Source organism: Streptomyces sp. NPDC042364, from assembly GCF_056437585.1.
In genome coordinates this window covers 303,394-324,770 of record NZ_JBWKAJ010000005.1, presented here as the reverse complement: position 1 = coordinate 324,770, position 21,377 = coordinate 303,394, and the positions used below count along the sequence as shown (strand labels likewise).

The 21,377-nt window shown below is 72.4% G+C and carries 21 protein-coding genes; 10 read left to right on the top strand and 11 right to left on the bottom strand.

Annotation, left to right across the window (positions count from 1 at the left end; translation table 11 throughout):
- Positions 1 to 83: 83 nt before the first annotated feature.
- Together AC067N_RS13235 and AC067N_RS13230 are read left to right on the top strand one after the other, a co-directional pair.
- The gene (locus tag AC067N_RS13235) at positions 84 to 1,064 is read left to right on the top strand and encodes a GlxA family transcriptional regulator (protein WP_478678986.1); all 981 of its coding nucleotides are present in this window, start codon (positions 84 to 86) and stop codon (positions 1,062 to 1,064) included.
- Positions 1,065 to 1,272: 208 nt separating this feature from the next.
- Positions 1,273 to 2,670, top strand: coding sequence for a DJ-1/PfpI family protein (locus AC067N_RS13230; protein ID WP_478678985.1), 1,398 nt, complete (start codon positions 1,273 to 1,275; stop codon positions 2,668 to 2,670).
- A gap of 102 nt (positions 2,671 to 2,772) precedes the next feature.
- Here the strand turns inward: AC067N_RS13230 and murQ are convergent, their stop codons facing one another.
- Together murQ and AC067N_RS13220 are read right to left on the bottom strand one after the other, a co-directional pair.
- On the bottom strand, positions 2,773 to 3,744 hold the full coding sequence (murQ, locus tag AC067N_RS13225) for an N-acetylmuramic acid 6-phosphate etherase (protein WP_478678984.1): 972 nt from the start codon (positions 3,742 to 3,744) through the stop codon (positions 2,773 to 2,775).
- A gap of 72 nt (positions 3,745 to 3,816) precedes the next feature.
- On the bottom strand, positions 3,817 to 4,851 hold the full coding sequence (locus AC067N_RS13220; protein ID WP_478678983.1) for a MurR/RpiR family transcriptional regulator: 1,035 nt from the start codon (positions 4,849 to 4,851) through the stop codon (positions 3,817 to 3,819).
- 56 nt (positions 4,852 to 4,907) lie between these two features.
- Here AC067N_RS13220 and AC067N_RS13215 point away from each other — a divergent pair, with 56 nt between their 5' ends.
- Complete coding sequence (locus AC067N_RS13215; RefSeq protein ID WP_478678982.1) at positions 4,908 to 5,303, top strand: hypothetical protein; 396 nt, start codon at positions 4,908 to 4,910, stop codon at positions 5,301 to 5,303.
- Positions 5,300 to 5,572, top strand: coding sequence for a DUF4031 domain-containing protein (locus tag AC067N_RS13210; protein WP_478678981.1), 273 nt, complete (start codon positions 5,300 to 5,302; stop codon positions 5,570 to 5,572). Before AC067N_RS13215 ends, AC067N_RS13210 begins: the two co-directional genes overlap by 4 nt.
- A gap of 74 nt (positions 5,573 to 5,646) precedes the next feature.
- Here the strand turns inward: AC067N_RS13210 and AC067N_RS13205 are convergent, their stop codons facing one another.
- The 5 genes from AC067N_RS13205 to AC067N_RS13185 all read right to left on the bottom strand — a co-directional run bounded on the left by AC067N_RS13205 (position 5,647) and on the right by AC067N_RS13185 (position 10,350).
- Positions 5,647 to 6,474, bottom strand: a complete 828-nt coding sequence (locus AC067N_RS13205; protein WP_478678980.1) for a hypothetical protein — start codon at positions 6,472 to 6,474, stop codon at positions 5,647 to 5,649.
- Between the two features lie 195 nt (positions 6,475 to 6,669).
- A complete protein-coding gene (locus tag AC067N_RS13200; RefSeq protein WP_478679132.1) occupies positions 6,670 to 7,767 on the bottom strand; it encodes a GNAT family N-acetyltransferase in 1,098 nt (365 codons plus the stop codon).
- A gap of 182 nt (positions 7,768 to 7,949) precedes the next feature.
- Positions 7,950 to 8,345: a winged helix-turn-helix transcriptional regulator gene (locus AC067N_RS13195; RefSeq protein ID WP_478678979.1), complete on the bottom strand. Its 396-nt coding sequence runs from the start codon at positions 8,343 to 8,345 to the stop codon at positions 7,950 to 7,952.
- Between the two features lie 9 nt (positions 8,346 to 8,354).
- Entirely contained in the window at positions 8,355 to 9,617 is a 1,263-nt protein-coding gene (locus tag AC067N_RS13190; RefSeq protein ID WP_478679131.1) for a Cmx/CmrA family chloramphenicol efflux MFS transporter, read from the bottom strand.
- Between the two features lie 82 nt (positions 9,618 to 9,699).
- Positions 9,700 to 10,350, bottom strand: coding sequence for an HD domain-containing protein (locus AC067N_RS13185; protein ID WP_478678978.1), 651 nt, complete (start codon positions 10,348 to 10,350; stop codon positions 9,700 to 9,702).
- A 168-nt stretch (positions 10,351 to 10,518) separates the two neighbouring features.
- Here AC067N_RS13185 and AC067N_RS13180 point away from each other — a divergent pair, with 168 nt between their 5' ends.
- The 3 genes from AC067N_RS13180 (at position 10,519) to AC067N_RS13170 (ending at position 12,082) form a co-directional block, all read left to right on the top strand.
- A complete protein-coding gene (locus tag AC067N_RS13180; protein ID WP_478678977.1) occupies positions 10,519 to 11,232 on the top strand; it encodes a copper homeostasis protein CutC in 714 nt (237 codons plus the stop codon).
- A 341-nt stretch (positions 11,233 to 11,573) separates the two neighbouring features.
- Complete coding sequence (locus tag AC067N_RS13175) at positions 11,574 to 11,831, top strand: RipA family octameric membrane protein (protein WP_478678976.1); 258 nt, start codon at positions 11,574 to 11,576, stop codon at positions 11,829 to 11,831.
- Positions 11,798 to 12,082, top strand: coding sequence for a RipA family octameric membrane protein (locus AC067N_RS13170; RefSeq protein WP_478678975.1), 285 nt, complete (start codon positions 11,798 to 11,800; stop codon positions 12,080 to 12,082). Before AC067N_RS13175 ends, AC067N_RS13170 begins: the two co-directional genes overlap by 34 nt.
- A 162-nt stretch (positions 12,083 to 12,244) precedes the next feature.
- Here the strand turns inward: AC067N_RS13170 and AC067N_RS13165 are convergent, their stop codons facing one another.
- Positions 12,245 to 13,027: an NPP1 family protein gene (locus AC067N_RS13165; protein ID WP_478678974.1), complete on the bottom strand. Its 783-nt coding sequence runs from the start codon at positions 13,025 to 13,027 to the stop codon at positions 12,245 to 12,247.
- Positions 13,028 to 13,397: 370 nt separating this feature from the next.
- Between AC067N_RS13165 and AC067N_RS13160 the strand changes: the two genes are divergently transcribed.
- A complete protein-coding gene (locus tag AC067N_RS13160; RefSeq protein ID WP_478678973.1) occupies positions 13,398 to 14,654 on the top strand; it encodes a trypsin-like serine peptidase in 1,257 nt (418 codons plus the stop codon).
- A 106-nt stretch (positions 14,655 to 14,760) separates the two neighbouring features.
- Here AC067N_RS13160 and AC067N_RS13155 read toward each other — a convergent pair whose 3' ends face one another.
- Positions 14,761 to 16,809: a HelD family protein gene (locus AC067N_RS13155; protein ID WP_478678972.1), complete on the bottom strand. Its 2,049-nt coding sequence runs from the start codon at positions 16,807 to 16,809 to the stop codon at positions 14,761 to 14,763.
- A gap of 360 nt (positions 16,810 to 17,169) precedes the next feature.
- Between AC067N_RS13155 and AC067N_RS13150 the strand changes: the two genes are divergently transcribed.
- Entirely contained in the window at positions 17,170 to 17,370 is a 201-nt protein-coding gene (locus AC067N_RS13150) for a hypothetical protein (RefSeq protein ID WP_478678971.1), read from the top strand.
- Between the two features lie 327 nt (positions 17,371 to 17,697).
- Here the strand turns inward: AC067N_RS13150 and AC067N_RS13145 are convergent, their stop codons facing one another.
- Positions 17,698 to 19,341, bottom strand: coding sequence for a DNA repair helicase XPB (locus AC067N_RS13145; RefSeq protein WP_478678970.1), 1,644 nt, complete (start codon positions 19,339 to 19,341; stop codon positions 17,698 to 17,700).
- 173 nt (positions 19,342 to 19,514) lie between these two features.
- Between AC067N_RS13145 and istB the strand changes: the two genes are divergently transcribed.
- Entirely contained in the window at positions 19,515 to 21,035 is a 1,521-nt protein-coding gene (gene istB / locus AC067N_RS13140) for an IS21-like element helper ATPase IstB (protein WP_478678969.1), read from the top strand.
- A gap of 1 nt (position 21,036) precedes the next feature.
- Here the strand turns inward: istB and AC067N_RS13135 are convergent, their stop codons facing one another.
- Complete coding sequence (locus AC067N_RS13135) at positions 21,037 to 21,207, bottom strand: hypothetical protein (RefSeq protein WP_478678968.1); 171 nt, start codon at positions 21,205 to 21,207, stop codon at positions 21,037 to 21,039.
- Positions 21,208 to 21,377 lie beyond the last annotated feature (170 nt).

The following is a 21,377-nucleotide window of genomic DNA, read 5'->3' as shown; positions in this document are numbered from 1 at the left end:
GCGGGACGTCAGTGCCGGATCTGTCCGCCCTCCGCCCTCGTGAGACCTCGTCCGGGCAGTGCGCGGCGGCCTACGGTGGCCCGGTGAACGAGCAGAGGAACGGCTGCACCGGGCGGGTTCTGGTCCTGGTGCTGCCCGAGGTGAACCTGCTGGACCTCGGCGGTCCTGTGCAGGTCTTCGACGCCGCGGCGCATCTCGGCGCCGGCTACCGGCTGGAGTACGTGGCCGAGACGGACGGTCTGCGCTCCGCCCAGGGGCTGCGCCTGGCGGGGCTGGCGCCGCTGGCGACGAGCCGGGCGGCAGCCGGTGATCTGGTGCTCGTACCGGGCCCCCGGCTGACCGCATCCGACCGGCTGGTGGCACCCGCCGTGGTGCGCTGGGTGCGCCAGGCCCACGACGCGGGTGCCCGGGTGGCGTCCGTGTGCACCGGTGCGGTCGTTCTGGGCGAGGCGGGGCTGCTGGACGGCAGGGCCTGCACGACCCACTGGTCGCTCACCTCCGCGATGCGCGACCGGTACCCGCGGGCCCGGGTGCGCGAGGCCGCGCTCTACGTGCACGACGGGCGGATCAGCACCAGTGCGGGCATCTCGGCGGGGATCGATCTCGCGCTGTCCCTGGTCGAGCGGGAACACGGACCGGAACTGGCCGCGGGAGTGGCGCGGGAACTGGTGCTGTACCTGCGGCGGGACGGGGACGCTGCCCAGATCAGTCCCTTCCTGCGGCACCGTGACCATGTCCAGCCCGCGGTGCACCGGGTGCAGGATCATCTGGCGCAGCATCTGGACGCCGCCTTCACCCTGCGTGAACTCGCCCGCGTCGCCGGACTGTCCCCGCGCGGTCTCACCCGCGCCTTCACCACGGCCACCGGCATCACCCCGTTCGCCTACCAGCGGCAACTGCGCCTGGAGCGGGCCCGCACCCTGCTGTCCGCCACCGACCTGACGGTGGAGGCGATCGCGCTCCGCTGCGGGTTCCGTGACGCCCGCCAGTTGCGCCGCGTGGTCGCCGACGCCTTCGGAGTCCCGCCCTCGCTGCTGCGCGCACCGCTGCGGCCGACTGCCTGACGGAGCCGCCCCCCGTGAGGGCCTCCCAGCCGAAGGGCCCCCACGGAGAGGGCCTGCCCGGCGACGGGCCTCTTCACGACGGCTTCCAGGCGATGGGCCTCTTCACCGACGGCTCCCCGCGCTTCTTCCGTTTTTCCCGTGTCCGCGAGGGCCGACGGCACCGCGCTGCCGACCCGCGCCCGTATTGTTGAGGTATGTCATGTCCGAGATGAGTTCAAGGGTCCGCAAAGGGCGCCGGATGCTGCGCCGTGCCGGCTGGGTGCTGTTGGGCATCGTGCCGGCGGCCGCGTCCTTCGCGGGGATCGCCTTCGCGGGGGTGAGCGCGTCGATGGCCGGCAGTTTCGCGGCCGCCCCCCGTGGATCCGACGGCCGGGTGTGGCCGGCCGCCCGGCAGGTGCCGGACGACCGGATCACGGTGGCGGTCGCGGTCAGCAACGAGGGCTCCGTGGCCACCGACGTCCTCGCGCCCTACCAGGTGTTCGCCGAGTCGCGGCACATGTTCGTCTACACGGTGGCCGCCGAACGCCGTGTCTCCCCGCTGTCCGGCGGGGCCCACGTACTGCCCGACCACACGCTGGACGAGGTGGCGGACGGTTCGCTGCCGGAACCCGACGTGGTGGTCGTGCCCGCCGTGATCGACCCCACCGGCGCGGGCGAGGAGCGCCTGCGCCGGTGGATCGTCGAACGACACCGCGAGGGCGCCCGGATCCTCGGGGTGTGCGCGGGCTCCGAGCTGCTGGCCGCCTCGGGTCTGCTCGACGGCCGCGACGCCACGTCCTTCTGGTCCGACATCGACTCCCTGGAACGCGGCTACCCGCGGGTCGACTGGGAGCGCGGGCGGCGCTACGTCGAGGACGGGCGGGTGACCACCACCGCGGGCGTCACCTCCGGCACCGTCGGTGCGCTGCGGTTGGTCGAGGAACTGGCGGGCAAGGCGGAGGCGACCCGTGTCGGCACCGGTCTGTCCTACCCCGGCTGGGCTCCGGACGGACCGACCACGATTCCGGCCAACCATCTCGCCCCGGCAGACCTCCCGTACGCTCTCAACGCCGCGTTCCCGTGGCTGCGCCCCACGACGGCCATCGGCCTGGTCGACGGCGTCCAGGAGATCGACGCCGCCGCCGCGTTCGAGGGATACGGCGGAGTCTCCTTCGCCGCCCGGACGCTGGTGATCGGCGCCGGGGACACCGTCACCACGCGCCACGGTCTGGTCCTCGTCACCCGGCCGGCGAAGGGAGGCGCCCACGGCGCGGACCGTTTCGTGGTGCCCGGCGTCAGGAGCACCGCCGCTGTGGGCAGTGCGCTGCGCGGCTGGGCCCGCCGCAACGGGCTCGCCGCCGAACTGCCAGGCGGGGGAAGGCGGTCGGGGGAGTTCGGCTTCGATCCGGTGCTGCGGGACCTCGCCGAACACAGCGACCGCCGTACGGCACTGGCCACCGCGAAGTTCTCCGAGTACCCGTCGGCCCATCTGGAGCTGGCCGGTGCGCCCTGGCCCTGGCGCTCGACCCTGCTGGCCGCGGCGGCGCTCCTGGTGAGCGTGGGGGTGGGGTTGGCACCGACGATGATCCGGCGGATGGTCCGTCGGCGGCGGCGCCCGACGCCGTAGCCGCCCCGGGGCCATGGGCGCGCCGGCACGGGCCCGGGAGCCGCCGCCCACGGGCCCCGGCCGGACAGCGGCGGTGGTCGTCCCGTCCCCGTTCCCCTCCTCTCAGGTCGTCGTCGACGGTGTCGCCGCTGCCAGGGCTGCTCGGAGGTGGCCCTGGTTTTGTTGGAGGAGGCGGGTTGCCGTGGGGGCGTCGGTGTTGCTGAGGAGGGTGAGGATGGCGGTCTTGACCTCGCCGTTCGCGGCTGTCAGGGCCGTGTCGATCTCTTCGTCGGTCGCGCCGGTGGCGAGGGCGACGATGCGGTGGGAGCGGGCCCGGAGTTTGTCGTTGGTGGCGCGGACGTCGACCATGAGGTTTCCGTAGGTCTTGCCCAGGCGGATCATGGTGATCGTCGAGAGCATGTTGAGGACCAGCTTCTGGGCGGTGCCGGCCTTGAGGCGGGTGGAGCCCGTGACCAGTTCGGGGCCCACGACGACTTCGATGCCGTGGTCGGCGGCCGAGGCGAGCGCGCTGGACGCGTTGCAGGAGAGGCCCACCGTCAGGGCGCCGCGGGCGCGGGCGTACTCGACGGCGCCGATCGCGTACGGCGTGCGTCCGGACGCGGAGACGCCCACCACCGTGTCGTCGGGGGTGAGCGCCAGCGCGCCGAGATCCGCGTGGGCCAGGTCCGCGGAGTCCTCCGCGCCCTCGATCGACGTGATCACCGCCTCCCGGCCGCCGGCGATCAGACCCAGCACCTGGGAGGGCGCCGTGTTGAAGGTCGGCGGGCACTCGGACGCGTCCAGGACACCGAGCCGCCCGGCCGTGCCCGCGCCCGCGTAGATCATGCGGCCGCCCCGTGACATCCGCTCCGCGATCGCGTCGATCGCCGCCGCGATCAGCGGCAGCTGCGCGGACACCGCGCTCGGCACGGTCGCGTCCTCGCCGTTCATCAGCTTCGCGATGTCGAGCGTCGGCAGCTGGTCGATGTCCGCCAGATCGGGCCGGAACGCCTCGGTCGTCAGCGACTCCAGCTCCGCTCGTACGGCGAGGTCGTTCGGGGTGGAGCCGAAGGGGAGGGAAGGCAGGGAAGACATGGGGCGACTCATTTCCGTACGGTGCGATCAGCGTCCCAGGGGAGGGGGAGGACTGCGGTACTGGCACCGGGCCTACCGCGAGGGCCCTCCGCTCCTGTGCCGATGCGCCAACGCCTCGTACGACGCCGACAGCGCGGGCGCCGCGGACTCGTACGTCCGCTGGGCCACCCCGATGAACAGGCAGTCCACCACCAGCAGCTGACTCGTCCGGGACGACATCGCCGCCGGCCGCAGCTCGCTCTCCCGCGCCGTCGACGTCGTCAGGACGTGGTCGGCGTACTGGGAGACCGGCCCGTCGGGCCGCCCGGTGATCGCGATCGTCGTCGCGCCGTGGTCGAAGGCGACCCGCAGCGGCTCGATCACGTCGCCCGTCGAACCGGAGTGGGTGATCGCGATCGCCACGTCCTTCGCGCGGAGCTGCACCGCGTTGGTGACGGCGAGGTGCGGGTCGCTGTGCGCCTGGGCTATCAGCCCGATGCGCAGCAGCTTCTGCGCGAGGTCCTGCGCGACGAGCCCCGACGCCCCGACCCCGTAGACGTCTATGCGGCGGGCCCCGGCCAGCGCTCCGACCGCCGCGCCCAGCTGGACCATGTCGAGTCCGGCCGCCGTGTCCGCGAGGGTCTGCTGCTCGTCGTACGCGAGCTTGGCGACGACGTCGGGGAGCGGGTCGTCCACCGCGATGTCGGCCGTGACCGAGGGCGCGCGCCCCGACTGCTGGTGGGCGGCGAGCCCGGCCAGGGCGAGGCGCAGGTCGCGGTAGCCGGGGTAGCCGAGGAGACGGGCCGTGCGGACGACGGTGGCCTCGCTGGTGCCGGTGAGCGCGGCGAGGCCGGTGACCGTGAGCGCGGCGCACCCGGCCGGGTCGTTCGCGACCGCCTCCGCGACCCGCTGCATGGACCGGGTCATGGACGGCGCGAGCGTACGCACCTTCGCGGCGAGGGCGGCGGGAGCCGGCGGAGCGGCACCACCGCCACCGCTGGTGCCGCCGCTGCTGCCACGGCCTTCGGCGTGGGCAGCAGAGGTCCGGCCTTCGGCAGCCGGCGTCCGGCCCTCCGGCGGTTTGCGTCCTTTCCTTCGTGCGAAAATTTCCTTCACCTCATCACTCACCCTATGAAAGATATTTTCCGTTCGGGTGTGCGGTCAAGGGTGCGCACAATGGAGGCATGAGTCCCGGCAGTGATCCCGTGAGCCCCCTTGAGCAGGCGTTGCACGCGGCCCGTGCGCTCGTGCTCGCCGACCTGGTCGCCGGGGAGGTCGCCGAGGCCGATGTCGTCTCGATGGTCGAGGACTCCGTCGTGCAGCGCCGCTGGTGGGTCGAGCAGTGGCCGGACGGCGCGGAGTACGTCGCCGGGCTGATCGCGCAGGACGTCCAGGACGCCCTGCTGGATCGGTACGGGCGCTGGCCGCTCTGCCCGGTCTGCGGCACCGGCGATCCGCACGCCCTCGACGTGGAGCCGGAGCTCGGCCCCGATCCGCAGTGGGTGTGCCACAAGGCGGGGGTCCGGGTCGCGGCGGTCGGGGCGCTGGGGACCGCCGCCGGGGGGTCGTCGCCTTCGTGACCCTCTACATCGATCCGCCCACCTGGCCGGGGCACGGCCGGATGTGGTCCCACCTGGTCAGCGACGTCTCCTTCGACGAGTTGCACGACTTCGCCCGCCGGGTGGGCGTTCCCGAGCGTGCCTTCGAACGCGACCACTACGACATCCCGTCCCACCGTTACGAGCAGGTCGTGGCCGCGGGCGCGGTGGAGGTGGGCTCGAAGGAGCTGCTCCGCCGGCTCACGGGGGCGGGACTGCGGCGGCCCAAGCGGCGTGGCGCCGGCCGGTAGGAGTGGGCCGGTGAGGAGTGGGGCGCTGAGCGGAAGGGCGCTGAGGGGCCGGCCGGTGGGGGGCGGGTCGGGCGTCAGTCCGTGAAGACCGGTTCCAGGCCGTGCCACCACAGGGTGAGCGCCGCGGAGTCGGGGCCCGTGACCGCGAACAGGGCGGGCCGGTCGTAGTACGTGCAGGCGATCACGTACTGGTACGTGGTGTCCAGGTAGCAGGCCGCGTCCCCGGCCGGGGTGTCGGAGCCGTTCTCCGCCCAGACGCTGCGGACGTTCTGCTGCTGGTCGCAGTTGCCCTCGGGCAGGCCGGACGTGTAGGTCCTGAAGACCTTCTGGGCCTCGCTCTTGGAGCCGTACAGCGCGATGCTCGCCTTGGCGGTGAGCGCGCCGTACGTGGGGTCCTGTGTCGTCACCGTGCAGCGCAGCGACGCCTCGGCGCCGGGCGCCGTGTCCGGTTCGCAGCTCTCGCGGCGCCACTGCACCGGGTTCAGCGAGTCGCGCAACTCCCGCTCGGCGGTGGTGAGTCCGTCGTCGTCGGCGTCGTCGGCGTCATCGGCGTCGTCGGCGTCGTCGGGCGGGGACGCGGGGGGATCCGGGGCCGGGGTGGGGGTCGGGGACGGGTTCGGCGTCGTCTTCCCGGATTCGGGTGTGGGGTCGTCCTGCGCCGGGGCGGAGGGGGCGTCCTGGAACGGGCGTGCACTCGACGGGTCGCCGCCGTCGGCACCGGACGAGTCGTCCCTGTCGGCCACCACCACGCTCACCACGATGCCGATGATGGTGAGCACGCTGGTGACGATCAGGCTGATGACGGCGATGCGGGCGTTCCGGTGGTCGGGGCCCGGGTCCGGCCGGGGGGCGCCCGGCGGCTGCGGTGAGGGCTGCGGCGTGGGCGGACCGTACTGACTCATCGCGTGCTCCCCCGTTTTCCCGTACGTACGTGTACGCCCCAGTACGCACATGTGCGCCCTTGTCAGTACGTGTACGCACCTGTCCGTACGCGTGTACACCCGTACGTTCCCGCACGTCACCGAATTATCGGGACCGTGTGGGGGCCGGGGCAGGGGAAGACGGGAGGAAACCGGAAGGGTTGGGCCCGGCGTACGTCAGGCGCGCAGACGGAGTTCGTACGCGAACTGCTCGCCGTCCTCCCCGTCTCCCCAGTCGTCGCTCACCTGCTCGAACCCGGCACGGGTGACCACGCCCTGGGACGGGGTGTTGACCTTGTCGACGACGGCGAAGAGGGACTGGACGTCGCCCTGTTCGCGGGCCCGCTCGCGCGCCCAGTCGGCCAGCGCGCGCAGCGCCTCGGTGGCGTAGCCGCGCCCGCGCGCCCCCTCCACGAGGTCGTAGCCGATCTCGACGCGGCCCTCCTCGTCCGGGGCGCCGTGGTAGCCGAGCGCGCCGAGGGCGAGCCCGTCCTCCTTGCGGACGAGGATGTACATGCCCCACTCGGGGCGGTGCACCCCGGCCTCGTACGCCTGGAACACCAGGCCGGCGCCGACCCGGGTGCCCTCGACGGGTCCGCCCACGATCCAGTCGAAGCCGCCGGTGCCGCCCTCGGCGAGGTCGGCTGCCGCCGCCGGGTGGACGCCCTTGAGGACGATACGGTCGGCGTCGATGTGCAGCGGGTTGCTCCACTTCCATCCGGTGACCGGGGCCCGGCCCGGCAGCTCGGCGCGGCCGGTGGCCCACAGCAGCGTCGCCCAGGGGTCGTCACCGGGCCTGACGTGCGGGAAAAGCCGTGCGAGCACGGACTCGCACAGCTCCCGAGGGGCCTCGTACGGGGTGAGCCCGAGGCCCTCGACGATGTCGTGCGTGTGGAGGAGCACCTCGGTGATGCCCATCGCCGCGAAGCCCTCGCGGTCGGCGAAGCGGAACGGGTACGGATGGAAGGCGCGCACGTCGCCGGGGGTGGTGTTCACGGTGGCGGCGAGGAGCGCGCCCGTCGTCTCGATGACGTGCAGCAGATCGGCGTTGTCCGCGCACTCCTCGGTGTTGATGCGGAACGGCACGTACGCGCGCTGAGCCCGGCCCGCCAGCTGACCCGCGTACGCGATCAGGTCCGAGGAGATGTGGTCCGCGGTCTTACGGCAGCTCCACTCCAGCCGCCCCGCCCTGGTCCCCGCCCAGTCGCGGTCCACGGCCCCCCGCAACACGGCCACGCTGTGCCCGACGGCTTCCAGTACCTGTTCCCCACCCATTGGTCGCATGGCGGTGAGGATAGAGCGGGGGCGGGCGCGGGACGAACGGATTTACGGCCGAGATGGTGCGTCGTGGCCGGTGAGGGCGGGGGTGGTTCAGGCCGGTGGCGTGACGTCGGTCGGCGTCGGCGGTGCAGTCGGCGGTGGTGGTCGGCGGCGCGGGCGTGGGGCGCGGGCGCCGCTCAGCTCCGCGCCGCGTCGTACTCCTCGCGTGCCTTCTCGATCGCGGCCATGCGCCGGTCCGTCCAGGCGGCGAGGGCGCGGACCTGTTCGGCGGCCTCGCGGCCGAGAGGGGTGAGGGAGTAGTCGACGTGGGGCGGGATGACGGGTTTGGCGTCGCGGTGGACGATGCCGTCGCGTTCCAGGGTCTGCAAGGTCTGGGTGAGCATCTTCTCGCTGACCTTGCCGATCTCCCGGCGCAGTTCCCCGAAGCGGTAGGAACGGTCGAGCAGGGCGATCAGGACGAGGGTGCCCCAGCGGCTGGTGATGTGCTCCAGGGCCGCGCGCTGCGGGCACATCGTGGCGGCGCCGGCCGTCGCGCGGACCCGGTCGACGAGGCTGACCTCACTCACTGCCATGCTCGTACCCTACCTCGCGGTCGGTACTTTCGCCGAGTTAGTGCCCATTTCCACGATGCGCGACGGCCCCGTACGCCGGTGCATCCGCAGCGACACCGCCGTGATCCCGATGGCGGCGGCCGTGAGCGCCCCGCCCGCCCAGGCCGTGGACGTGAACCCGAACCCCGCGTCGATGACCGCACCGCCCAGCCAGGGCCCGCCGGTGTTGCCGAGGTTGAACGCGGCGGTGGTCGTGGCACCGGCGAGCGTGGGGGCCGCACCGGCGACGTTGAACATCCGGGCGTTGAGCGCGGGCGCCGTGTAGAAGCAGGAGACGCCGAGGAGGAAGGAGAGGAGGACGGCGGCGACGGCGTACGAGGCGAGGAGCGCGAGCGCGACGAGGAGCACGGTGGAGGCCGCGATGCCGGTGAGCAGCACTCCGAAGAGGTGCGCGTCGGCGATCCGCCCGCCGGCCGCCGTGCCGATCAGCGCCCCGACCCCGAACAGCGCGAGGACCGTGGGCACCCATCCGCCGTCGAGCCCGGCGACATCCGTGAGCAGCGGCGCGAGATAGCTGAAGGCGCAGAACACACCGCCGGCGGCGAGCGCCACGACGGCGACGGAGAGCCAGACCTGCGGTTCGCGGTAGATCCGGGCCTCGGCGCCGAGCCGGGGCCGCTCGGCGGGGAGCGGAATGGCCGGGACGAGCGCGGCGACCCCGGCCAGGGCTATCGCGGACGCCGCGGCGACCGCCCAGAACGCCGACCGCCATCCGAAGTGCTCCCCGAGGAACGCCCCCGCCGGGACGCCCAGCACGTTGGCGATCGACAAACCGCCGATCATGATCGCGAGGGCGCGGGCCCGCGCGGTGACGGGCACCATGGCGACGGCCACGGCCGCCCCCACCGCCCAGAACCCGGCGCACGCGAGCGCGCTCACGATGCGCGAGGCGAAGAGCACGGCGTAGTCGGGTGCGAGGGCGCCCGCGACCTGCCCGACGCCGAACACCGTGATCAGTGTGATGAGCGTCGTCCGGCGCGGCAACCGCAGCGTCGCCACGGCCAGCAGCGGCGCCCCGACGACCATGCCGATCGCGAACGCCGAGATGAGCAGCCCGGCCCGGGGGATCGACACGTCCATGTCCTCGGCGATCGGCGGCAGCAGCCCCGACAGCATGAACTCACTCGTACCGAGCGCGAAGACGGCGAGCCCGAGGACGTAGACGGAGAGCGGGACGCGACTACGGGGGTGGGGCTGGGGACGGGAGCGGTCTGCGGCGGCGTCGGAAGGCATATCCATGGGCAACCGGCGGCCGGGTGACGTCATTCCCAGGGGTGGATCGCCAGGTGGGCGCATTGTCGCAGGCGGCTGCGCCTCACTCGCCCCGTTCGGTCAGCCCGGCCAGTTCCTCCTGCACGTTCCGGCGGGCCCGTTCCTCCCACTCCCGCTGCCCGTACGGTGTCCTGAACAGGCGGGGCAGGGTGAGGAGGTGGCGGAGTACGGCCGCTCGGCCCTCGCGGAAGGCGTCGTCGGGGACGAAGCCGTACTCCTCGCGGACGGCGGCGGCGTACGCGGCGTACGTGTCCGGGGGCGAGGCGAGGATCGCCAGGTCGGCGTCGCAGAGGACCTGGCCGTTGGGGTCGTCGTCCGCCGGGTCGTGGGTGACGGTGAGCCGCACCAGCCGGGCCACCTCGGCGACCTTCTCCGCCGGCACCCCGGCCTCCGGCAGCGCCCGCTCGGCGAGCCGCGCCGACCGCTCCTCGTTCGTCGACCGCTCCGGCAGATAGACCGCGTCGTGGAACCACGCGGCCAGCCGCACGAGGTCCGGGTCCGCCGCGTACTCCTCCAGCACGTCGACACGGTCCAGCACCGCCGTGAGGTGATCCAGGGTGTGGTACTTCCGCTGGGGCTCGGACCACCGCTTGATCAGATTCGCCGCGTACGGCAGCGGATTCGGGTGACACGCACCGTCACGGGCGGAGAGCAGGGCCTGGAGCCAGCGGTCTTCCAGCGGGTCGAGGGGCATGGGGGCATTCTGCCGTGGCGCCGACCAGTCCTTGTGGCTCGCTGACGAACGTGCTCGGGCGAGGGGCTGACCCGGCGGACGGGTTTGTTGGTAAATTGGACTAGACCTGTTGTCGGATCTGTTGCCGCCCGCTGTCGTCCTCGACGCGCCCGAACCGAAAGGGGCCCCATGGCCACGCCCGTCCTCCTCGAGGTCATCGCCCTGGACGCCCGGGACGCGATCGCCGCCCGGGCCGGTGGAGCCGACCGGCTGGAGCTGGTCGCCGACATGCGCGCCGACGGGCTGTCGCCGGCGGTCCGGACGTTTCTGGACGTGCGGGCGGCGGTGGACATCCCGGCGCGCGTGATGCTGCGGCTCGCCGACGGGTTCGCGGCGGGGGACGCGGACGCGCTCGTACGGGTCGCGTGCGACCTGCGGGCGGCCGGGGCCGAGGAGTTCGTGCTCGGGTTCCTCGACCCGCTCGGCGAGCCCGACCTGCCCGTCCTCGAACGGCTGGTCGCCGAACTCGACGGCTGCCGCTGGACCTTCCACCGCGCCATCGACCGCGCCGCCGACCGCGACGCCCTGCGCAAGCGGCTCGCGGACCTGCCGGGGCTGGACACGTATCTCACGGCGGGCTCGGCGGACGGTGTCGACGACGGTATGCCGACCCTGCTCGCGGAGGCAGCCCGGCGCGGCGAGCCCGGCTACGCCCCGCGGCTCATGGTCGGCGGTGGTCTCCGCCTCGACCACCTGCCCCGCCTGCGCGCCGCCGGCCTCGACGCCTTCCACATCGGCGGCGCCGCCCGCCCCGGCGGCTGGGACGCGCCGGTCGACGCCGACGCCGTACGGGAGTGGCGGACCGTGCTGGACGCCGGTGTCGGCAGCCCCGTCGCGCACTGAGAACGGTGCCCGGGGCCGGGCGCCCGTCCGTCAGCGGGTGTCCGCCGGCGGCGCGGCCGTCCGGGCCCGGCCGCCCGGGCTCCCGCCGATGCCCTCGTGCAACCGCGCCGGCAGCGGCGCCGGTTGCGTGCGGGTCAGCCTGCGGACGCGGCCCTCGGGGAGGCGGCGCCGGAGGGGCGCGGGAGGCGGGTGGGCGGGCATGAGAACAGCCGAACGGAGGTCTTCGCCAACCCGCAGTCCAACAGCGCGGGTTGCGGGCGAAGCGGCACCGGATTCGCTCTTTCGAGGCACGGGCGGGCCGCACCGGTCCGCCCGTGGCGGCGCGGCGGCATGCTGAGCCCATGGCAGACCTCCACCACTCACTGTGGAACTCCGACGTCGCCCCCGACAGCTACACCCCCGCCAACACCCCGTACCTGGGCATGCTCTTCGAGCAGTACAAGCTCTGCGTCGAGACCGCCGACCGCGTCAGCGCGCGGCGGGGCGCTGCCAACACCTTCTTCCTGTCGCTGAACAGCGCGATCGCCACGGCCATGGTCGCCGGGCTGGGGCCGCGTCCGGGCGGGTGTCCGTCTGGCTGCTGCTGGCCGGACTGCTGATCCTCGTCGGGCAGTGCGCCGCGTGGTACCTGATGGTCCGCTCCTACCGTCAGCTGAACGCGGCGAAGTGGGCGGTGATCGGCGCGTTCGAGAACCGGCTCCCCGCGTACGCGTACTCCCGCGCCGAGTGGACCGAACTGGGGGAGGGCGAGGACTGGCGCCGGTACATGCCGCTCACCCGCCTGGAACAGTGCGTTCCGCCTCTCTTCGTCGCCGCCTACGGGGTGGGGTTCCTCGCGCTGGCGCTGTAGCCGCCGGGCCCTTCCGGTCGACCGGACCGCGGCACGCGATCCACGGATTCCCGCGGGCCGAGCGGGTGGCGCCCGTGCCCGTCCCGGGGGCGTGAAGTCGCCCTCACGCCCCCGAGCGGGGGGCCGGGCCGCCTCCTGGGACGCGGCCGGGCGCCCGTCCGGTTACGCGTAGGGGTCGAAGGCGATCCCCGCCGGCTTGGCCTTCGCCAGGTTGGACTCGAAACTGCCGTCCTTCAGGCCGAAGTTGGCGCTGCCGAAGTCGTGGGCGACCAGCTTGTCGCGGATGCCTGGCGGGTAGCCGTTCCAGCCGACGAGCGGTGGGTACTGCCAGGTGCCCTTGTGGTTCTCCGGGGGTTCGTCGCCGGAGCCCGCGAGCCGGAAGCAGTGCGTGCGGATGCCGTCCTTGTGGTAGACGATCTTGGCGTGGGTGCCGTCCCAGCGGACCGACGACGCCGGGTGGACGCTGAAGCCGCCGTGCGCGGACGTCGACACGTACTGCGCGGTGCCGTTCTGGACCCAGACCGCCACGTGCTCCCAGTCGTGGCGGTGGCCGCCGATGCTGCTGCCGGGGAGCGCCTGGTCCTTCTCGAAGTAGAGGTCGTACAGGATCGCGCACCAGCCGTTGTTGCACTTGGAGCGCGCGTAGCCGTTGGTGTTGTCCAGGTCGGACGCGTCGCGGCAGTTCCCGTTGAGTGCGCCGGTGGGCTTGAGACCGCCGTTGACCGTGCCGGTGGGGCCGATCGCCGGGGTCGAGTAGCAGCCGTCGGTGTCGTAGTCGTAGGCCGGCTGCCACGTCGACTCCAGGGCCTCCGCGTTGGCGGGCAGGGCCCCGGGCGGCGCCGCGTACGCGCTGCCGGCCACACCGATGACCAGGGCGAGGGCACCGCCCACGGTGAGCACGGATCTGCGCAGACGGGAGCTGCCTGAGCGTGGACTTGTCTTCACTGCGACCTCCTGATGGACCGCGGCGCGGGGACGCCCGGGGGCCGGGGTGGGGCACGCCGAGAGCGGGGATGGCATGCGCAGGTCAGACTCGCCCTACCGGCCGGTAGTGCACAAGAGGTGGGAGGCGTCGAAGTGATGAAAATTCAAACGGTGTGCAGAGCACGTCACTTGGCGCCCGGAGGGGGCTGGAGGTGTCCCGGACGCCGAGGTGATGACACATCACGGATAGATATCCGCCACGTAGTTGTTGTGTGCGAAGTCGTCACGGGAGCCGTCCCGGCGATCATTCGGCCCGGTCCCGCGTGCATAGTTGTGTCCGCCCCAGCCAAGCCGGGGCATGACAAGTTTCAGTCACAGGGGGAACGGCTCCATGCCATTCATACGTCGCCGCGGGCTCACGGCCGCCGCCGCCGTGATCGCCGCGGTCATGGTCACCACCACCGCATGCAGCAAGTCCGACGAGGGCGGTGCGAAGGCCGCCGGTGAGACGACCGCCCGGGCGGGCGCCGGCTCGGACGTCGACACCGGCGAGAACGAGGGCGGGGGCGACACGACCATCGGCGGCTTCAAGCTGCCCGAGGGCGTGCCCACCGAACTCTCCGGTGACGCGCTGCGGAAGTGGAAGAACGGCGGCTGGCAGGACTACAGCGACTGGGCCTCCAAGGCGGAGGACTTCGCCAACCCCTACATCGCGGACTTCTGGACCCCCGAGCGCATCGCCGACGCCAAGGCGCGGATGCCCACACGGCTGCCGGAGATCGCCGACGCGGGCAACGTCTCCAAGGGGTCGGGCAAGACCACCAAGGTCTGGCTGCCCGACGGCTCCGTGAAGCGGCAGAACGCCACCAAGGTCAAGGCGACGTACCACAGGAACGCCGCCCCGGTCGGCAAGCTCTTCTTCACCACCCCCCAGGGCTCCAGCGTCTGCTCGGCCGCCGTGGTGAAGGACCCGGCCCACCCCGGCAAGTCCAACCTGGTGTGGACCGCCGGCCACTGTGTGCACGCGGGCAAGGGCGGCGGCTGGTACCGCAACATCGCCTTCGTCCCGTCGTTCAACAACACCGCCAAGCTGACCATGAGCCAGGCGGCCGGCAACTACCGCGCGAGCAACGTCTCCCCGTACGGCCTCTTCTGGGCCGACTGGGCCACCACCTCGGGCAGCTGGATCAAGGGCGGCGACGCCGGCCAGGGCACCGTGGCCGCCGCGTACGACTACGCCGTCCTCCACGTGAAGCCCGAGAAGGGCGCCAAGTCGCTGGAGGAGCGCGTCGGTTCGGCGCTCCCGGTGTGGTTCGGCGCCCCCGCCGCCAACAAGGTCAAGAACATGAAGGTGCGCGGCTACCCGGCCGAGGCGCCGTACGACGGCTCGAAGATGTACCACTGCCAGGGCGCCACCAAGCGCTTCGTCCTCGGCTACAGCTACCCGAGCGACTACCCGGCCCAGTACATGGTCGGCTGCACCATGAACGGCGGCGCCTCCGGCGGCCCCTGGTTCATGAGCCACAAGGGCCGTACGTACCTGGTCTCCAACAACTCGCTGAGCGACCGCTCCTCGTTCATCACCGGCCCGCGGCTCGGGAAGAACGCCAAGCAGGTCTACCTGGCCACCAGCAACAAGTTCAAGTAGGCAGCCCCAGGCGTGAAACGGCCCCAGGTGACCTCGGTCGTCCGGGGGCCGCTCCCTGTTTCAGGAGCTCAGGAGCTCAGGAGGTCAGGGGGTCAGGGGTCAGGGATCAGGTCAGCTGCGGCGGCAGCGGGGCCGCGTGCGTCACGATCAGGCCCGACACCGCACGGGTGAGCGCCACGTACAGGCGGCGCAGGCCCGTCCGCTCGTCCGGCTCCCCGTCGACGACCGCCCGCGGCTCGTCCAGCACCACGTAGTCGTACTCCAGACCCTTCGCGAGCGACGCCGGCACGAGGGTGAGGCGGGTCTCGTACGTCGTCTCCTCACCCGGCGCGAGGTAGCCGATCCCCGCCGCCGTGAGAGCCCCGGCCAGCGCCGGGACGCGCGCGTCGGCGGCGATCAGACCGGTCGACCCCTCGTTGCGCAGCAGTTCCTCGCAGGCCGCGATCACCTGGTCGTCGCCCTCGGTGGCCCGCACCTCGAAGAACCCCGGGTTCTCACGGACGGAGGCCACGGGCGTCAGGCCGGGCGCGATGTGGGGCAGCAGGCGCGAGGCGTACGTGATGACGTCGGTCGGCACCCGGAAACCGGCGGTCAGCTCCTCGATGTGCGCCTCCGCCTTGCCCAGGTGGGACAGGGCCTCCTGCCAGCTCCTGGTCGCCCAGGGGGTGGTGCCCTGCGCCAGGTCGCCGAGGACGGTCGCCGAACCGGTGGTGCAGCGGCGGCCGACCGCCCGGTACTGCATGGGGGAGAGGTCCTGCGCCTCGTCGAGGACGACATGGCCCAGGGAGTGCGTGCGCTGCACCAGGTCGGTCGCCTCGTCGATCAGCACGGCGTCCGCGGCGGACCACTTGGCGGACTTCACACTCCGCGCCGGCTTGGACCAGAGGATCGTCTTCTGCTCGTCGTCGGTCAGGACGCCCTCCGCGTGCTCGGCGAGGAAGTCTGCGTCGGTGAGCAGCCGCAGGACGAGCTTGGCGGGGTCGACGGGCGGCCAGATCGCCTTCACGGCCGCCTTCACGGCGGTGTTGCGGGCCACCGCGTCCTGCACCCGGTCGTCGGGCGCCTCGCCGGAGCGTTCCATCTGGACCAGCACCGCGTGCGCGATCCGCTGCGGCAGGGCGTCGCGGGCCGCGCCGTAGCGGATGTCCCGGTCGAGCAACTCCTTGACGATGACCTCCAGTTCGTACGCCGGAACGCGCCAGCGACGCGATCCCCTTACGACCACGACGGGCTCGGTGGGCAGGGTGACGTGCGAGCGGACGGCCCGGCGGAGCACCTCGGCCATCCGGGCGTCGCCCTTGACGACGGCGGCGGCCGCCTCGTCCGTCCCCCGCACCTCCACATGGGCCACCAGGTCGTCGACGGTGGCCTGCTTGACCTCCAGCTCGCCCAGCGCCGGGAGCACCTGCTCGATGTAGTGCAGGAAGGACCGGTTCGGGCCGATGACGAGGGTGCCGGTGCGGGAGAGGCGCTCGCGGTGGGCGTACAGCAGGTAGGCGACCCGGTGGAGGCCGACGGCGGTCTTCCCGGTGCCGGGGCCGCCCTGGACGCAGAGGCTGCCGGACAGGTCCGAGCGGACGATCTCGTCCTGCTCGGGCTGGATCGTGGCGACGATGTCCCGCATCGGGCCGACGCGGGGACGCTCGATCTCCTGCTGGAGCAGCTTGCTCGTGGCCGCCGCCTCGGCCGGATCGGAGAGGTGCTCGTCCTCGTACGCGGTGAGGTCGCCGCCGGTGTAGCCGAAGCGGCGGCGCAGCCCGACGTCCATCGGGTCCTTCTTGGACGCCCGGTAGAAGGGCTGCGAGACGGGGGCGCGCCAGTCGATCACCATCGGGTCGCCGTCCGCGTCGTGCACATGCCGGCGCCCGATGTAGAACTTCTCACCCTCCGCGCCCTCGGCCACGTCGGCGCCGGGGGCGTGCAGATAGTCGAGGCGGCCGAAGAAGAGCGGGGTGTCGCTCAGATCGGCCAGCGCCTTGATCCGCTCGTCGATCTGGCGGGCGAGCACCTCCGCGTTCACCCAGTTCGCGGTCACGTCCCGGATGTCCAGCGCCTCCACGTCCTCCCGCATGGCGCGCAGCGCGGCACGTGAGGCGGCCAGGTGGTCGCGTTCGCGGGTGAGGGGGTTCAGCTCTTCGTCGGCGGGCGCGGACAAGGAAGTGCCTCCGGTGGCCTACGGGATCCAGGGGACCCGGTGGGGGTGGGGTGAACCGGCCGGTTTCCGTCCGGGCGGCGGCGCTCCACGACGGGAGGCTGGCAAGGGCGGAGAGTTTAGGGGAGACGAGGGGGTGAGGGCCAATGGATTTGCCGTGGCCCGCCGTACTGCGGTCAGCCGGTACCGCAGCCCTCCGGTACCGCGGTCCGCCGGTACCGCGGTCCGGCCCGCGCGGTACCCCTAGGGGGTGGGTACGCCGGGGGTACTACGGGGCGGCACGACCTGAGGGTGAGCGGGGGGCTCAGCTAGTTCCATCCATAGACCGACGCCATTCACAGCCGGGCGTTCCACCATGGAGACATGAGTGCAGCGACCTTCATCCCAGCCTCGGCCGCCGGTCGGCCCGGTCCGCCGTCCGGTGCGACCGGCCTCGACGACCGCCACCACCGCCACCGCCTCGCGGACGCCCTCCGGGCCGTCAAGGTCTTCGCGGGCGCAGCCTTCGGAGTGATCGTGCTCGGGGAGTTCGCGGAGGAAGCGGGCGTTCGCCGCCCCACCTGACGCGCCCCGGCCCACGGAACAGGCCCCGACGCGCCCGTCGCGTCGGAGCACGGCCCCTCCCGGCCCTCCGCAGGCACCGCGACGAATCCACGCCCGGCATCCAGTCCGCACGCCACTTCATCTCCCGGCCCGACGACCCGGCTCCCGCTGTTCCGCACTCAAGGCGGCGGCCATCCGTCGTCGGCCCGTCGGCCCCTGGCGCTCCCCCCGCCTCTCGACCATCCCTCCACCCCCCTCGCATGGCCGGAGCCCGCCCCCCCGGCTCCGGCCATGCGCACCTCGTCCACGGGCCGGCGGGGCGGCTGGGCGGTCCTCGTCAGCGCCCTGTCAGCTCTCCGCCAGGAGTTCGTCCGCGTCCATGATCCGGTAGGCGTAGCCCTGTTCGGCGAGGAAGCGCTGGCGATGGGCGGCGAAGTCCTGGTCGATGGTGTCGCGGGCGACGACCGAGTAGAAGTGCGCCTGGTGGCCGTCGGCCTTGGGGCGCAGGACCCGGCCCAGCCGCTGGGCCTCCTCCTGCCGGGAGCCGAAGGTGCCGGAGACCTGGATGGCGACGGTCGCCTCCGGCAGGTCGATGGAGAAGTTGGCGACCTTGGAGACGACCAGGACGCTGATCTCGCCCTCGCGGAAGGCGTCGAACAGCTTCTCGCGCTGGGCGTTCGACGTCTCGCCCTTGATCACCGGCGCGTCCAGGTGGGCGCCCAGCTCGTCGAGCTGGTCGATGTACTGGCCGATGACGAGGATCTGCTGCCCCGCGAAGCGGCGGACGATCGCCTCGGTCACCTTGCGCTTGGTCGCGGTCGTCGAGCAGTAGCGGTACTTCTCCTCCTGCTCCGCGGTGGCATAGGCGAGCCGCTCGGAGTCCGTGAGGTTCACCCGGACCTCGACGCAGTCGGCGGGCGCGATATAGCCCTGCGCCTCGATCTCCTTCCACGGCGCGTCGAACCGCTTGGGTCCGATCAGGGAGAACACGTCCGACTCCCGGCCGTCCTCGCGGACGAGTGTCGCCGTCAGACCGAGCCGCCGCCGCGCCTGGAGGTCCGCGGTGAACTTGAAGACCGGCGCGGGCAGCAGATGCACCTCGTCGTAGACGATGAGCCCCCAGTCACGGGAGTCGAACAGCTCCAGGTGCGGATAGACACCCTTCCGCCGCGTCGTCAGCACCTGGTACGTGGCGATGGTGACCGGACGGATCTCTTTGCGCGTGCCGCTGTACTCGCCGATCTCGTCCTCGGTCAGCGAGGTCCGCTTCACCAGCTCGTGCTTCCACTGCCGCGCGGAGACGGTGTTGGTGACGAGGATCAGGGTGGTCGACTTCGCCTGGGCCATGGAACCGGCACCGACCAGCGTCTTCCCGGCGCCGCAGGGGAGGACGACGACACCGCTGCCGCCGTGCCAGAAGTTCTCCACCGCCTGCTTCTGGTAGGGCCGCAGCGCCCAGCCGTCCTCGTCCAGCTCGATCGGGTGCGCCTCGCCGTCGACGTACCCGGCGAGATCCTCGGCCGGCCAGCCCAGCTTCAGCAGCGTCTGCTTGATCTGCCCCCGCTCCGACGGGTGCACGACCACGGTGTCCGGGTCGATCCGGGCGCCGACGAGCGGGGCGATCCGCTTCGACCGCAGGATCTCCTCCAGGACCGGGCGGTCGGTGGTGGTGAGGACGAGGCCGTGCGCGGGGTGCTTGCTCAGGGTGAGACGGCCGTAGCGGTCCATCGTCTCGGCGATGTCGACGAGCAGCGCGTGCGGCACCGGATATCTGCTGTACTCGACCAGCGCGTCCACGACCTGCTCCGCGTCGTGCCCGGCGGCCCGTGCGTTCCACAGCCCGAGCGGCGTCACCCGGTAGGTGTGGATGTGCTCCGGAGCCCGCTCCAGCTCGGCGAACGGCGCGATGGCCCGACGACAGTCGTCCGCCCGCTCGTGGTCGACCTCCAGGAGCAGGGTCTTGTCGGACTGGACGATGAGTGGACCATTCACGCGCGACACCCTTTCGTTTCGGCCAAACGTCCAGTGTGCCTGATCGTTCCGCCTTTTCGGGGGGTCCGTTCTCCCCGGCCCCTCCCTCATATCAGTCTTATTGGATGTCTATTCATTCCGATGAGTGGAGGGAATTCAGATATGAGGCAATGGCTCCCCAAGAATGTTGAACCGTGCAGCCATCCTCCCCGCCCGACCCGGTCACCCCGTCCGTCTCCCCGCAGGGCACCACGCTCGGCTACGCCCTGTTCGCCACCCGCTGGCTCCAGGCACCGCTGTACTTCGGTCTGGTCGCCGCCCAGGGGGTGTACGTCTACAAGTTCTTCAACGAGCTGTGGACGTTAATCGTCAGCTGCGTCAGCGGCAGCGCCACCGAGACCTACGTCATGCTCGCGGTGCTCAAGCTGGTCGACGTCGTCATGATCGCCAATCTGCTGATCATGACCATCGTGGGCGGCTACGAGACCTTCGTCTCGCGCATCGGCCTCCAGGGCCACCGCGACCAGCCCGAATGGCTCTCCCACGTCAACTCCAACGTCCTGAAGGTCAAGCTCGCCACCGCCATCGTGGGCATCTCCTCCGTCCATCTGCTCCAGATGTTCGTGGACGTCCACCACACCTCCCACCACGCGCTGCTCTGGGGCACGGTGATCCACATGGCGTTCATCGCCTCGGCGGTGCTCCTGGCGTACATGTCGGGGCCCATGCTGCGGGAGACGAAGGGCCACGGCCCGCACCACGGCCCGCACCACGACCGGCACGACGTCCTCCACGGCGACCCGCGGAGCCCGGCGGCCCCGGCGGCCCCGGCGGCCCCGGCGGCCCCGGCGGCCCCGGCGGCCCCGGCGGCCCCGGCGGCCCCGGCGGCCCCGGCGGCCCCGGCCGACCCGCCGCAGGAGCCGGAGCCCCTGACCGCCGGGCCGTCCCTCCCCCCGGCACCGGTCCTGCGCCCCGCCCAGCTGCCGATCCCGGCACAGACCACGTCCGCCCCGTCAGCCCCGTCGGCCACCTCCGCCCCGTCGGCCCCGGTGTACGGGAACCACGGAGTGCGCGAGTGCGAGGCCCGCGGGCACGGGACGGGGCTCGCACGGGGCGGGGCCCGCGTCGTGCCGTACGAGACGGAGGGCGAGGGCCGGATGCGGGCCGCCGGGTTCCCCGCCCGGAAGCTGCTGGAGGAGTTCGACCCGGACCATCCGCGCGCCTTCGACCGACACCTGCTGGCCCGCCTCGGAACGCTGGACTTCATGGCCGCCCGGCGCAACGTGGTCTTCGTCGGCGCCCCCGGAACCGGCAAGACCCACCTCGCGACCGGCCTCGGCGTACGGGCCTGCCAGGCGGGGCACCAGGTGCTGTTCGCCACCGCCGAGGAGTGGGCCGCGCGACTGGCCGGGGCGCGGGCCGGGGGCAGGCTCGCCGAGGAACTGTCCGCGCTCGACGCCTGCCCCCTGCTGATCGTCGACGAGGTCGGCTATCTGCCCTTCGACGCCGACACCGCCCGGCTCCTCTTCCAACTGGTAGCCCACCGCTACGAGCGGGGCTCCCTGATCGTCACCAGCGACCGCCCCCTCGGCCGCTGGGACGAGATCTTCGGCGGGGCCGCCCCGGCCGTCGTGGACCGCCTCGCGCACCACGCGGACGTCGTCCGCCTCGAAGGGGACAGCTACCGGCTGCGCCGGGTCCCTTCGGCGGGCTGAGTCACTTCAGCAGCCCGATGTTCTGGACGAGCGGTCCTTCCACGGTGAGGCCCTCGCCCACGAGGGTGCCGAGTTCGGGGAGGGGCAGGGGGTTCGCCGCGGCGGGTGAGGCCAGCACACCGACCAGCGCGACGGCGGCCAGGGCGGAGAACAGCGTGGTGATGGGGCGCATGCGGTCCTGTGCACCTTTCGAGCGTGGGAGTCGATCTCGACCGGACACAGGGTGGCTGCCCGGCGGCCCCCAGCCGGATGCGGGCGCCCCTTCACGACCCCTCGTCGGAGGTAAAAGCGGGGGCGGCCTGCATGAACGTCCCCGTACGCCCGAACGGGTGATGCCGGAGA

Bases quoted from the DNA above. Each gene is read 5' to 3' on its own strand.
- AC067N_RS13230 (WP_478678985.1), top strand. From the start codon at position 1,273: ATGAGTTCAAGGGTCCGCAAAGGGCGCCGGATGCTGCGCCGTGCCGGC.
- murQ (WP_478678984.1), bottom strand. From the start codon at position 3,744: ATGTCTTCCCTGCCTTCCCTCCCCTTCGGCTCCACCCCGAACGACCTC.
- AC067N_RS13215 (WP_478678982.1), top strand. From the start codon at position 4,908: ATGAGTCCCGGCAGTGATCCCGTGAGCCCCCTTGAGCAGGCGTTGCAC.
- AC067N_RS13205 (WP_478678980.1), bottom strand. From the start codon at position 6,474: ATGAGTCAGTACGGTCCGCCCACGCCGCAGCCCTCACCGCAGCCGCCG.
- AC067N_RS13200 (WP_478679132.1), bottom strand. From the start codon at position 7,767: ATGGGTGGGGAACAGGTACTGGAAGCCGTCGGGCACAGCGTGGCCGTG.
- AC067N_RS13195 (WP_478678979.1), bottom strand. From the start codon at position 8,345: ATGGCAGTGAGTGAGGTCAGCCTCGTCGACCGGGTCCGCGCGACGGCC.
- AC067N_RS13190 (WP_478679131.1), bottom strand. From the start codon at position 9,617: ATGCCTTCCGACGCCGCCGCAGACCGCTCCCGTCCCCAGCCCCACCCC.
- AC067N_RS13185 (WP_478678978.1), bottom strand. From the start codon at position 10,350: ATGCCCCTCGACCCGCTGGAAGACCGCTGGCTCCAGGCCCTGCTCTCC.
- AC067N_RS13180 (WP_478678977.1), top strand. From the start codon at position 10,519: ATGGCCACGCCCGTCCTCCTCGAGGTCATCGCCCTGGACGCCCGGGAC.
- AC067N_RS13175 (WP_478678976.1), top strand. From the start codon at position 11,574: ATGGCAGACCTCCACCACTCACTGTGGAACTCCGACGTCGCCCCCGAC.
- AC067N_RS13160 (WP_478678973.1), top strand. From the start codon at position 13,398: ATGCCATTCATACGTCGCCGCGGGCTCACGGCCGCCGCCGCCGTGATC.
- AC067N_RS13150 (WP_478678971.1), top strand. From the start codon at position 17,170: ATGAGTGCAGCGACCTTCATCCCAGCCTCGGCCGCCGGTCGGCCCGGT.
- AC067N_RS13135 (WP_478678968.1), bottom strand. From the start codon at position 21,207: ATGCGCCCCATCACCACGCTGTTCTCCGCCCTGGCCGCCGTCGCGCTG.